Annotated in this window: 7 protein-coding genes; 1 reads left to right on the forward strand and 6 read right to left on the reverse strand. The window is 31.0% G+C overall.

All coding sequences use genetic code 11. The features are described 5' to 3' along the window. Positions 1–60: 60 nt before the first annotated feature. Positions 61–4,428, reverse strand: coding sequence for a hypothetical protein (locus tag EVJ46_02750; GenBank protein RZD17165.1), 4,368 nt, complete (start codon positions 4,426–4,428; stop codon positions 61–63). A 40-nt stretch (positions 4,429–4,468) separates the two neighbouring features. Next, complete coding sequence (locus EVJ46_02755; GenBank protein ID RZD17166.1) at positions 4,469–7,909, reverse strand: hypothetical protein; 3,441 nt, start codon at positions 7,907–7,909, stop codon at positions 4,469–4,471. Positions 7,910–8,476: 567 nt separating this feature from the next. Here EVJ46_02755 and EVJ46_02760 point away from each other — a divergent pair. Continuing rightward, entirely contained in the window at positions 8,477–9,610 is a 1,134-nt protein-coding gene (locus EVJ46_02760; GenBank protein ID RZD17167.1) for a TIGR02584 family CRISPR-associated protein, read from the forward strand. A gap of 2 nt (positions 9,611–9,612) precedes the next feature. On the opposite strand, the gene csm5 is transcribed toward EVJ46_02760, so the two are convergent. From csm5 to csm2, 4 genes are all read right to left on the reverse strand, one after another. Next, complete coding sequence (gene csm5, locus EVJ46_02765; GenBank protein ID RZD17168.1) at positions 9,613–10,785, reverse strand: type III-A CRISPR-associated RAMP protein Csm5; 1,173 nt, start codon at positions 10,783–10,785, stop codon at positions 9,613–9,615. Positions 10,786–10,791: 6 nt separating this feature from the next. Further along, positions 10,792–11,802 carry a hypothetical protein gene (locus EVJ46_02770; GenBank protein RZD17169.1) on the reverse strand — a complete coding sequence of 337 codons (1,011 nt, stop codon included), beginning with the start codon at positions 11,800–11,802 and terminating at the stop codon, positions 10,792–10,794. 97 nt (positions 11,803–11,899) lie between these two features. Next, positions 11,900–12,649, reverse strand: coding sequence for a type III-A CRISPR-associated RAMP protein Csm3 (gene csm3, locus EVJ46_02775; protein RZD17170.1), 750 nt, complete (start codon positions 12,647–12,649; stop codon positions 11,900–11,902). 161 nt (positions 12,650–12,810) lie between these two features. Beyond that, the gene (csm2, locus tag EVJ46_02780) at positions 12,811–13,362 is read right to left on the reverse strand and encodes a type III-A CRISPR-associated protein Csm2 (GenBank protein ID RZD17171.1); all 552 of its coding nucleotides are present in this window, start codon (positions 13,360–13,362) and stop codon (positions 12,811–12,813) included. Positions 13,363–13,432 lie beyond the last annotated feature (70 nt).

Genomic DNA, 13,432 nt, shown 5'->3' on the forward strand with positions numbered 1-13,432 from the left:
ACATGTAGTGCAATAAATAATAGCGCAAGCTATAAATATTGCTTTTAATTATTTTTTTTATTAATACAATAAAAGCATGTTCAACAAATTTACTTCATTAGAAATATTAAAATATTTATCATTGAAAATTATATTAAAATTTGTCGGGTCTGCCCCTCCATAGCACGCCGCCCATGGAAATTCCGCATATTTCGGCATTACAGGCAAAACTATATTGCCTTTAGAAAATGCCTGCCTCAAGTTTTCCAACCATAAATCTCCATATCTCAACGGTTCAGAAACTTCTTCCTGATTAAATGTACGAGGCGGATAATCTTCAGATCGTTCGAGCTCCTGCCGCCTGATCATGAATTGCAAATATGCCGCCGGCAGCGCAACCCATATTCTTTCTGAATTTATTTTCTTGCCTAAGCTATTTAAATGATTTCCTTCGTCGGTGTTTAAAAAATATTTTATTTCTTCAACGGCAGTTAATAATTCGTGCGGAAGATTTAACTGTTTTTTGTTCGCTCCAATACTCACAGATTTCAATAAATTAAGCGTTTTCTTAATTTTATCTTCAGCGTCGTTAAAATTTGCATTATTAAAAACAAAATTTTCTGAAGATGAAAAATCAGACCAGTCTTCAATTATTAAAGGACCCTTAAAATACATACTATCTGGAATATTAAAAAATCCTTCCGAATTCTTATTTTTTAACAACAGAAGAATATTCGGATCGCTTAATTTCTCCAGTAACTTTTCTGCGTATTCTTTGCTTGCGCAAGACTTTGCGCCATCATCACTACAGCAATTAGACTCAAGTCTGAAGTTTAAAAAAATACTTTCTATATTTTTAATCAATTCTTTAAAAACCCCGAAATAATCAGAATTTGTATTTCTCGCTATCATTCTGTTTGATTCTTTTAAAAATATGTCGACACTGTCCGATAAAGAGTCGGAAATATACTCATTTTCTATTCTTCCGACGGGAACAAACGATATTTTTTGTTTTAATCCTGAATCTCCGGTTATTCTTGTAAATATTGAAGACCTCAGCATTATAATAAATGTTATAAGATCAACTGACTGCCTTAACCATCTCCTCTTCATAATTTGTTTATTTTCTTCCTGCTGCAAACTATCGCTATAAGCATTTTTAATAAAGTAATCATTTACTAACATTATGATTTTTTTGTCTAAATCATCCCCTGAAACTTTCTGCCCGTTTTCATCCGTAAACGCTCCTCTCCCCCTATAAATAAGCTGAACTATTTCCATTAACGAAGATGCTATATTAAAATTCGGAACCAACGTAATAATTGTATCAGTTTTCGGAAAAGATATACCTCTTCCGCCGGAACTTGTCATAAGAAATACTCTCGTTGCGTCTCTTATATTAGGGCTTACCAATCTTTCCCTTTCTATTGCAGAAACGGAAGAATCTAAAATTTTAACATTGTCTTCATTTAAAATAAGTAAATTTTTATCAGTTAATCCTTTGGTTTTATAATATTCAAGAAGCTGCAGTTTTAAATCAGAAAGGTAGTTCTTATCTTGAGCAAAAAATATTATTTGATTAGATTCATTTTTTTTAACGGCACTTGCAATTTCATCTACACAAATGGATAAATTTTTATCCCTGAAATTTTTATTTATCGATTGCTCCTTAGTATCTAAAATTCCGGTTCCTTCTTTATTTTTTCTTTCGTTCAATTCTATGTTGGACATTTTAACCTTGTAATCAATTTCTATGTTTTTAGCAGGAAAACTATTCGCCATAACATGTATAGACTTATATGTACGCATGTTTATTCTCAAATCGTGTATCTTCAGGTCAATACATCTTTTTCCTCTGGATGGAGATATTAAAATTTTTTCAGGCGAAGTTTCTTCTGAATTTAAAAATTTATCTAAAACATTCTCGTTATTCAATGATGCATCTGATATAATAAGCGAAATTTTAAACTTGGATGCGCCGGAATTTCGTGCATTTCCGACATTGTTTAGCGGTTTAAACGGATCTGCAAACTGCTTTTTCAACCAGCCTAATATTTCCTTCACAAATAAAGAACCTGAATCGCTTCCAGTTATTTCATCCGCCATGACAATTATATTCGGAATCCGTTCTGCAAAACGCATTCTTTCTTCTCTCATAGCAGACGAACCGGATTTGTTGCTTGCAAAGATTTGATCCAGCGCATCTACCGTGGATGATTGAGCTGAGCCGCCGTTCTTTTTATTTTTAGTTAATCTATAGCCCTGAAGAGCGAACGATAAAACAAAACGATTTATATCGATATTGGAACTCATTATATCTTTTAAGGCATTAGCGAGACACCTTATAACACCAGACTTAACCCGCGTATTTACCTTAAAATCACCCTCAAAAATTTCATTTTTTTTATATTTGTTGCCCCCATATCTATTCTCAATTTCTTTTTCTTCTTCTTTAGATATAACTAAAATTGAACCTTCGGGTTTTTTAAAGGTTTTTTCATCCATTCCGTCGGCAACTACGCATCCGCTGAGAAATCTATTTTTTTCGGTAAAATTCTTTGCATACAATTTGTCGAAAGAATTTATTAGTCTGGAATTTGACGTCAGTGTAACGCTTTTTTTTAAATTATTTTTGAAACTGGCAATTTTTTGTGTAACATCTCTGTTAATTACAACCCTGGGACTTGCATAAATGAACAGATAACCCTCTTCAAAACTGTTAAGATAATCAATTAATGCCGTCGTTTTTCCAATCCCGGGATTTCCTTCAAGCGCTAGTATATTTACAGAACCAAGCTTTTGATATTTTAATATGATTTTGATAAGAGACGCATGGATATCCCTCAATGTAACACCGTTATTTTTATGATTAATAATGTTAAGCTGCTCTGTAATAATTTCTCTAAAAGTTTTTGGCAAATCTACGATAGACGAAAAAGGCTGCAAATCTGACAGATTCGGATAATTATCGTCTGTCAATTCTTCCGGCAATAATTTTATAGCTTCTTCAACGGTAAACAGCTGCGACATGGAAAAATAATCAGAACTGCCCTCCAGCCGTTCGCTGAATTCTAATGCTAAATCCTGCCCATTATTTATATTGTCTATATATTCGTCTAATTTACCTATTTCTTTAATGCCGTTGTATAAATCCTTTGGAAGTTTATTAAAAATACCGTTGCGCAGAAATTTTTTTATGGATAACTCAACATCGTCAGACTGTTCGTCTTCAAAATTATTTTCTTTATGTTCGGGAATATTTCGATAAGCTTCGCCTAATTTCTTCATTAATTGGAATTTTATATAATTTTTATTATTTGTGCCTTCCTTGATTTGACGAAAATCTGTAAAATTTTTGCCTGTATCGCCATAATTCTGTGATGCCGCACTAAACTCAACATCTGATAGGTCATGTTCGGAGCATGTGGAGGAAATGCTTTCGACACCCACCGGCGTTAATGCTAAAGCAGTTATGTCAAGTAGCCCGCGGTCTAATTTATTAAAATATCGTAAAACTGGAACAGAATTATAAGCATAGCTGCATGCCTGGCATAATTTGTAAAAAGGTTTGTCTTTTGAAGTGAATGCAGACAGATAGGAGCTGATATCATTAGACAGATCAAATGATTCGCCGTCTACTTCAGCAGATATATTTGTAAATACACTTCTTGCATTTATATATGCCCAGTAATGCATAATCTCTTCTAAATGAGCTTTTTCATCGTTAAAATCTTTTATGCCTCCGGCAAAATCTGTATTATAGGAATACTCCTGAATGAGCAGGTAATCTTTATATTTATCTATATTGCCATTGCCGACGCCGTCTTCGGCATAAATGCCGTTTTTATAACTGTCGTATTTTTCTTTATTATTTGTATATATTTTATTTTTTTTGTTTTTCAGAAAAAGTATAAAATCTGCATTGACAGGCATCCCGCGACCGCTGATTCTCAATCCGTTTTCGGACAACGAAGCAATGTCGCCGAATTGTCTGATAAAATTTCTTGCAGTTTCTTCCATGGTTAATTTTACGCTATCATTATCATTCTCGTTGTCAGGAACAACTAAAGGGCACCACAGAAAATCTAAATCAAGATATTGGGTTAAATCAGATATCTGGGTACCGGGAAAATCTTTACAGATATTTTTTAAATACTCCCTCGTAACAGTAAACCCATTACCGAAAGCAAGAATCGACATATGCTCCAAAACACGCTTAAACAGGGACTCAAGGTTCTCATCTGTCAATGAGCATGATTTTATTACCGACAAATAAATGCTGTTGAGATTTTTGGTTCTCCAATCTGCCAGTACAGATGCCGGCTGAAACAAATTTTCGTCTAACATGTTATTTTCAGTGAGACAGGCAAGTACACCCCTTTTTGCAAAAACTTCGTAAGCCTGCCCAAAGATAGACGCGATAGATGTTTTGTGTGTAAAATTTTCCATTAGATTTTATATAACCAGACTTTTTTATAGCAAAAAATACTTATTGATGCAATTTATGCAAAACATTTTTTACATTAGTAAGCACTGCAGAAAATGAAAATACAGCACGCGCTTTATCGCTGTTTAAGTGCAAATTAGTTTCGCCTGCTTCGCCAATATAATTTATATTCGTAAATGCAAACGGATTTAGTTTTGGAAGAAATTGTTTTTTAGAAGAGATTTTTTCTCTTTCTATAAAATGCACGCCTCTCAGCAAAAAGATTATACTGTTGTAAACATCCTTATCTCCGGTAATGCCAAGTATATTCGCTCTAATTTTTTCATAAAGAACTTCATCTGAAAATTTTGCCTCGCTATCAAAAAAATACGTGCAGAAACCGGATTGTGGATAGTATGCTTCATCATAAATTGACAATGTAGCAAACGTGTATATAGGCAGTGAAGTCTTATATAATGAAGATGACATCCTCCTGTCGTCGTACATTTTGTAATTCTCAGAAAACGATGATATCTCAAATCCACTTTCATTCTCATTGTCCCTTTTTCTGAATCTGGTTGCAGAAAAAACATCTTTTCTCAGGGGATAAATAAAGACATCGCTTATCTCAATATTTTTTATATAATCGAATGTAGAATTTAAATAATTATATTCGCTGCTGTCCCGGAGTATGTGATGTCTTTCAAATTGATGCGATAATAATATAATATGATTGTAATTTTCATTCTTTAGCCTTGCTATTTCTTTTATTATATATCTGGGATGTTCAAAAAAATCATTGTCTATAAGATTTACGTCCGTTTTATCTAAGAATATAGATAATTTGTCATCCATATCGGTATTTAACTTATAGGTTTTTACAATCAGCATATCGGATTTATTTCCAGAATATGTATTTACAGGTCTCGTTATATAAGATATAAGAGCCGTATTATTTTTAATATTGTTGACATATTGATAATCATCATCTTGACGCTGCATAGAGCTAATAGAGCTAATAGAGCTAACAGAGTCAACAGAGCTGTCTGCAGCAGCATTTTGCACACGGCTGTCTTGAACTTTCCCATCGTTTAAAGTGAAAGCTAAAGTAGAATTTCTATCTGTTTGCTGGACAATATCAATATTTTTAGATTGTTCACTATTATTAAAAACAGTGCAATTCTTGTCTTTTTTAGCTATTACAATAGGAAAACCTCCCTGAAAAGCAACAAAAGCGCTTCTCTTACGCCATTTTATACTATCGTCGTTCTGTCTCTCATTAAGATTATAACCCTGCATTTTAACTAAAAGCTCATTAGAAAGGATGAGTTCTATTGCGTGGCACATGGCATAAAATTTTTCATCCCTGCTAGGATAATCATCATCATCCTGCAAACGCAAAATATGAACTTTAACATTTTTTGATTCTAAACCGTTGTTAAGACCCTTGATTCTGTTTATAATATAATACGATATAAGATAGACTATTATAGACAAAGCTGAATAATTGCCGACGGAAAAACTGTCTGAAAACTTATTTCCGGTTTTTGTTAGGGTTTTGCTATATAGCATGTTTAAGTCTATTTTATATCTAAAATTAATACCGGGATTTAAACATGCTATATTTTTTTTGCCTGTTGTATGCCAATTTTTATAATTTTCCTCCGGTACAAAACTTATAACGAGAACTTTATCATCCAAATTTCTTTCAATTTTAAAGTTTAGCGGTTTTTCTGCCGATTTATGCAGTATTTTTTCTTTGATTGCAGCCTCTATCTCAACCGTTAATATGGAATTATCGTTCAATCTGTTTATGTCTATATTTCTGCTTTTATCTACAACATCTATATATCTATACCAATTTTGATAGCATCTATCGTCTTTCAATGAATTTCGCCGGCTTGGATTTTTAAAAATCTGCCCTTCGCCTATTGAATCAATATCTATAATATCGGCATCTAATTTTAAATAAAAATTATTTATAGCAGAACTTAAATTTTCTCCGAGCATTTTTTTATTTTTCAATATTACCGAAATTTCAGACGCTATATCATCTACAATCTTGTCTTTATGACTTTTTTTAAGACAGTCAATCATATATCTGATTGTTTTTTTCGGATTGTCTTTTAATCTTGTAATTAAATCGTTTAAAACTTTTTCAAAATCGTCTGCATTCATCGTCTGCCGTTCAGAACCGCATTCCGGATTATTAGACGGGATAACAAGATATAAAAGAATGAGGCTTGATAAATTCTTTTTCACTATTAGATCTTTCAAATAAAAATTTAATGCCGCAGACGCTGTATTGTTAGCTGAATTACTATTAATGCTGTCGGACAGATTCAAGTTTTTATATAAATTTTGTTCTATTTTTTTCAACCTTGATTCAAATGAAGATTTGCCGGTATATATATTTTTTCCGTTTAATTTAAATCTATAAGTTATCTCCCTTTCAGTTATATACCCGTATTTTAATTCTGACAGCTGAACAACCCAGTCCGCCCATACCGGCAACGCCTTATAAAAAGACACGGAATCTGCGTAATCCTCAAGCGGAAAAGCAAAATTAAGCCCAAAATCTCTGCTTATATCAATATAGTAGCTTTTTCGGTTATCAGTTAAAAATCCAAAGAATAATTTAACGTTATTAATATAACATTCTAAATTTTTAGATATATTTTTCTGATAGCTTAAAATTTCCATCAATTTGAATGTTACCCTTAATCGCACTCTGGAAAGAGCATCTCCTGAAATAAAATTTAAAAGTTCATCTACTTCATTATCTGGTTTATTTTTTTTTATCTCTATAGATTCAACAATGGATTCAATTATATCTTCTTGAAATTCTTCTGATTGAAGTTTTTTCTTGATGCCGTTAATAATATTGCCGTAGATGTTGCCGTCTTTTACTTTTTCTATAACCGTAAAAACACGTGCTAAACTATGTTTAACGAATTCTTCTGATTTTATTTCGTCTGCATCGACAAATCTTATCGGCACGAGCGCTGCACAATCACCCCTATTTATGCTGCTGTTGACAAATCTATCATCAAAACCCATCTGTTTTGCTAAATTAAATATTGCCGTTTTAGAATTTTCTGTAAGCAGAGAACTTATTTTATTATCATCTAAGGTTATGGATAATTTTGAAGATATTAAATTATATAATTTTTCAACATTTTCAGAAAAAGATTTTTCAGTATCCGGATGAATGTAGCCGCCGATTTTATGAACTTTTTTATTTTTAATTCTGCCGGTTAATTTATTAAAACCGCTTATAAAACCATTTTCCGTGTCATCCAGAAATCTTTTAAACTCCGTGTGCTTAGACAAAGCGAACAGGAACGATTCCAATCCAATATCTAAAATATGATTATCTTCGTCGAATTTGAAATCGAAACATTCATCCGTCGATTCGGATAGTGCTACGGTTATTAACTTAACAAGCTGCGATAAATTAACACACGGAATTTTACTGTTTAAAGATATAGACGCGCCTTCCATAATTTAAAATATATCTATTTTAATTTGCTTATTATTTAATTTTATTATTATTATTTAATTTTATTATTATTTAATTTTTAAATTTTATTGTATTTATATATTTATTTAACTCTCCGCCGAGAAGTCCTCATCCGTAGGGGCGATTATGATGGGCGGTATTCGGTATTGTTACTTACGCCGCTTTTCTTTCCGTTATCCGGCTGTCATACTGCCTATAGTATTTATTTTATGAATTCATTTTTGCATTTTCTATGTATTATACTATAACATATAATTTACCGTAATAAAAATAATAATAGAATAGATAGGTAGATAGATAGATAGATAGGTAGGTAGGTAGATAGATAGATAAACAGACAGATAAGTAGATAGGTAACGTTTACAGATCAAAAACAACATTGTTTTTAATTAGTTCACTGTAAAATTTGTTATAATTTAATCGTATTCATATTTCTATAATTTTCTATATTTTTTATTATTTTTTATTATTTCGATTCAATCTTGTTCTACAATAAGCAGCAATAAGTTAAATAAACGACTAAACAACTCATTTATTATGAAAATATTATGAAAACTATATTGGTATGCGTAGCCGGAATAACACCGCAGATTATTACAGAAACATTGTATTATTATCTGATTGAGAAAAAACCTCCTATATGGATAGATGAGATTTATGTACTTACTACTTCAGTCGGGAAAGAAACAATAATCAATTCACTTTTAAAAAAAGAGCATGGAGTATTTTATAAATTTTTGTCAGATTTCCACATCGGCTTCCAGAAAATAAAATTTAATGAGAATTCCGTGATTCAGCTCGGCGGAGATTCATATATTAAAGATATTTCGACAGATATGGACAGCGCTGTCATCGGCAATGAAATAGTAAATTTTATAAAAAAAATAGCTATCGATAAAAATACGAGGATTATATGTTCTATCGCAGGCGGCAGAAAAACCATGGGCGTTTATTTGTCTTTAGGTCTGCAGCTATATGGCAGGGAGCAGGATATACTTTCTCATACTTTAGTGTCGCCTGATTTTGAATCCACAAAAGACTTTTTTTACATTCCTCCGGTTCCAGAAAATATTGGGATAAAAGATAAAAATGGAAAAATTATCAAAATTATCAACACAAAGGACGCTACAATAATGTGTTCAGAAATAATATTCGTCAGACTTAGAAATTTTTTAAATATCAAAGATGAATTATTTTACGATGACCTCGTAAACATTGTTCAAAAAAAGGTGGACTACTGCGGCACAAAGCTTATATCTATAGATTTAAAAAATAAGGCGCTTTTGCTTGGAAATAAAAAAGTTATTTTAAAACCTATTGAAATTTGTCTCTACAATCTCTTTTTGTCGAATAAAAAGATGTGCGTGCAGGAATTTTGCGGCGATTGCACGGATTGCTACATGTCTTTAAATGAAATGCGTTCGCAGGAAGTATATAAAAATATTTTAAGATTTTATAATATTATTTATACTGAAAATAGCGGACAATATGAACGCTTAAAAGAATCTTTTAAAAATGACGAAAAAGGAGAGGACTTTTTCAGCCAGAATATTTCCAAAATAAATAAAACATTGAAACAGCATTTAAATCCTTTTGAATTTGCGGTTTATAAGATTTCCAAAATGGGTAAATATAACAAAAGGTACGGTATTTACGTTGATAAGAAAAATATTCTGTCGTGAAATTATAAAAATTCTACTTCTATCCAGCCTATCGGTTCTTTATTCTCATTAATCCAAAGCGAACTTTGATATGCTGCTTTATTTGTAATTATTTTACCGTTCTTTTGTATAGTAATTTCCCTAATTTTATCCAAGCTTTTTGAACCTCCTCCGCCAAGTCTTCCAAGCTTTAAGATATTTTTATTTTTATCTAATTCAAATTTAAAATTTTCAGCATATTTAAATCTTTTACTTTCAATATCGTAAATTTGAGAACCGAATTTTTGTATTGCTTTCATTAGAAGCTCCTTTAACGTATTTTCGGGTTTCTCTTTAGGTATTCCGATATTAAAAAGCAAAGGCATTCTATCTGCAAAATTAGATTTAATAAATTGGTCGTCAATATAAATTTCACCTTCAAACGATGTGTTCTTACTAATTGACTCAAGCAATACTGGCATATGGGTTACATTGCCGGATTTATTTAAATTATTCGGACGGATAATTTTTATATAATTCAAATTATTATTTTGGGTATCACCGGCAGAAAGTTTAAAATCGCTCACATTAATCAACCGAAAGATATCGCTTTCAAAACTTCCGGTTATATTTTCTTTAATATATTTATCTACAATTTTAATTTTTTCATTAATTGTACGTGTTTCCTTTTTTTTTAAATCTGTTTCGCGGCTGAATGATCTTTCTACTTCTAATAATTCTTTTTTAATATTTGCCGCTGTGTTTTCATTATTATCTAACATATAAGACTGAAAAGCATTTTTTAAGGCTCCCTTAAAACTGCTTCCCGGAATATACGGCTGTTTATCTAACCCTCCTCTTATAAAACAGTCCACAGGGGCACGGAAAGGCTCTTTAATATTTTTATCCAGGTAATTAAAGGCTGATTCTGGTGCATCTGCATCTGAATCGTCGATAGGGATTTTATATTCTACAAAATCAGTACAAGATTGAGAATAAATATTCATTAATTGTTTAAAATCGAATGTTCCTGAAGATGTTAAACTCAATAATGCTCTGTAGTAAAACCCGCCGTAAATTTTATCCATATAATCTGATTTATTTATAAAATTTAAGGTTTTTCCTTTTTCATCTATAAAATAATCGGTAGGATAATAACTTTCACCGTTACCTATAAACAATGAAGTAAGCGTTGTAATTTTTACTTTAAAATTCATAATATATTATTCTCCTATAAAGAAAAACGGTATAATATATCCGCTATGCCAGTAATCGTTATATTTAGAAGCAAACACATTTTTAATAGCGTTGCCGTAATATTCTTTTTTAATGAGCGGCTTAAAAGTTGAACCAGGTGTCAGAAGCACTACAGGATTTTTAAAAGGAGTGTCACTGCTGGCAGCGGTACCGCCCATTTTTGGAAATTTAGCATGGCTCTGTATAAATTTATATTCTAATAATTCGTTTTTATCAATATTTTCAACATAACCGTTAGATAAAGACATAATCCAATATAGAACAAAATCATCGTCTGGAGGAGGAATTAGCAGTTCCTTTTCTTCAAATTCTTCTTCTATTGAAAAGTTAAATTTTCCTTTGCCTGTAGATTTGTCTTTTCCAAAACCGTTTTTTCCGATTAGATTAAATACCTCTTCAATTTCGTCTTTTGTAATCAACGAAGTTGAATATTTAACAAATATATTAAGCTCTGTATCTTTAGAATAAAAAGTTTCTTCAACGGTAAATAATTTATTATTAGAATAATCTCCTAATCTATCTATATAATTTTTTTGAATAATAATGTTAGTCGTCTGTTCAACGTTTTCTTCAAATCCGCCTCTGATATTGTCTCCTTTAGAAGTCTGTTTTTCATCAATCCTTCTGCGAATTAAATCGTTTATCTGCGTTAATGTAAGCGCTGTCTTTTTATTCTCATTGTCTTTTAATAAATTAATAAAATCTGTTTTATCTAATAGTGCTGTTTTTTTAATGTCCTTAACGTTTTTATCGTTTAACATAACCGGTTTTAAATAAGGTTTTGGCAATTTATCCGCAAAAAAAGCATTGCTGAATACAACAAAAGGCTCTTTATCAAAATTTTTTAATAAATCTACGAGCCTATTTTCTCCGTATTTATATAAAAGATTCCAGCAGAAAACACCAAAAAGCGTATCGCTTTCAATCTTAGTAACAAAACTTGATGTCGGTTTAATTTCTATCTTCAGACAATTCATTATATTATCGTCCTTATAAAATAATTTTTTATCAAATCAAAAATAAACAGATACTTATTTCTAAATTAAACAATTTAAACTGTTAAAAAAACACAGTCTATTTTTTGATTTCCTGTTCAATATCTTTCAAATCTTTCAGAATATACACATTGCTCCCGTTGTCATCTGATTCTAATTTTGTTGTAAAATTTTCTATACTTACATTATTTTCAAATTCAAATTTTATTTTTCCATATCCTCTTGAACCGCTTCCGCCTAAAGCTGTAAGCTCTAAAAGTTTTAAACCTAAAATTAAATATTTGAAATTTTGTTTATCAATATCGTTAAAAACTAAATAGCTCAAACTGAAATCAAACTCGGCGCCTGCAGGAACTCTTTCAATATTTCTTGGTCCTGACTTGGAAGCTGTGCCGGAAAGTCTGTTAATAGATACTTCAATTTTTTCTTCTGTTAACGCATTCTTTTCAATCATTTTTTTTAAACTTTCTTTACTTAAAGGGCAATCGTTAAAACTAACTCTGGTTGGTCCGCCGTGATAATTTTGCTCAGCGCTGCCGTTACCAAAAATTAAAGTGATCTCATCCCCGTCGCCCTCTTTAACAAAGTGTGGCGTTCCTTCTCCTTTATTGTTAATACCAAATGTTCCTAAATACCATTCAAGCAGCGTTCTTATTTTGCCTTTTAAACTGCTCCCCGGTATATAAGGTTCATCATTTAAAGGATTTTTTATAACTGGATTATCTATTCCGCCGATATGAATTTCATCGTTTCCCGCACCTATATGAAGACCGGAAATAAGTTTTGTTTTACCTTTTAACTCTTTTATTTCTATTAATTTTTGAATCATATTATATATCCCTCCTTAAACTTAATTTATATAATTAAACTTAGTTTAATAAAATTAAGATAATTTAACATAATCAACGTAATTTTATTTATTATTTCATATCCGTTAAACATATAGCTATATTAATCAAAGCGGTATAACAATACACACCGTCTTTAAATCTACTTTGGCAGCGTTCCGGTGGAATATGCAATTATAGATTCGAATAGCGTACAGAATATATTATAATCTTTATTTGTTTTCACAAGATTTAAAACATTATGCTTAATAAATTCATTTAAAAACATGGTTATATGGTCTCTCTGGCAAGCGTAATTTGCCTTTGCGGCTATCATTTTAATATAAGGAAGCTCTTTTTGAAATTCCAACTCCGGGTTTTTGCTGTATTCTATCTTATTTTTGATTGTTAAAATGTCGTTATAAAAACGTCTTAATTGAGTAATTTTATTTTGACCTTCTTTGCCTGTACATGTACTACCTCTTTTTGCAATTTGATTAACTATTTCTTCAGCTTTTTCGCTGAATAAATTAACATTAATATTTTTAGCTTCGCCTATTTCGTCGTAATATTTAATACTATTTATAAAATTCTTTGAATCAGCGTCTAACACTTTTTTAGAGTATTGCTCATGTCTATTATGACTATTACTATTTTGCGATGATTGATTTTTTGGATTATTATTATAAGATTTATTGCCAAATTTGTTATCCATTTATCCTCCTAACTTCTTAATTTACTTAATTTATTTTATTGTATTATTATTAATATATAAATTATCAATA

Origin of the sequence: Candidatus Acididesulfobacter guangdongensis (genome assembly GCA_004195045.1) — a bacterium.
Lineage (GTDB): Bacteria > SZUA-79 > SZUA-79 > Acidulodesulfobacterales > Acidulodesulfobacteraceae > Acididesulfobacter > Acididesulfobacter guangdongensis.

Excerpts from the sequence above, each read along its gene's own strand:
- EVJ46_02750 (RZD17165.1), bottom strand. The coding sequence starts at position 4,428 with ATGGAAAATTTTACACACAAAACATCTATCGCGTCTATCTTTGGGCAG.
- EVJ46_02755 (RZD17166.1), bottom strand. The coding sequence starts at position 7,909 with ATGGAAGGCGCGTCTATATCTTTAAACAGTAAAATTCCGTGTGTTAAT.
- EVJ46_02760 (RZD17167.1), top strand. The coding sequence starts at position 8,477 with ATGAAAACTATATTGGTATGCGTAGCCGGAATAACACCGCAGATTATT.
- csm5 (RZD17168.1), bottom strand. The coding sequence starts at position 10,785 with ATGAATTTTAAAGTAAAAATTACAACGCTTACTTCATTGTTTATAGGT.
- EVJ46_02770 (RZD17169.1), bottom strand. The coding sequence starts at position 11,802 with ATGAATTGTCTGAAGATAGAAATTAAACCGACATCAAGTTTTGTTACT.
- csm3 (RZD17170.1), bottom strand. The coding sequence starts at position 12,649 with ATGATTCAAAAATTAATAGAAATAAAAGAGTTAAAAGGTAAAACAAAA.
- csm2 (RZD17171.1), bottom strand. The coding sequence starts at position 13,362 with ATGGATAACAAATTTGGCAATAAATCTTATAATAATAATCCAAAAAAT.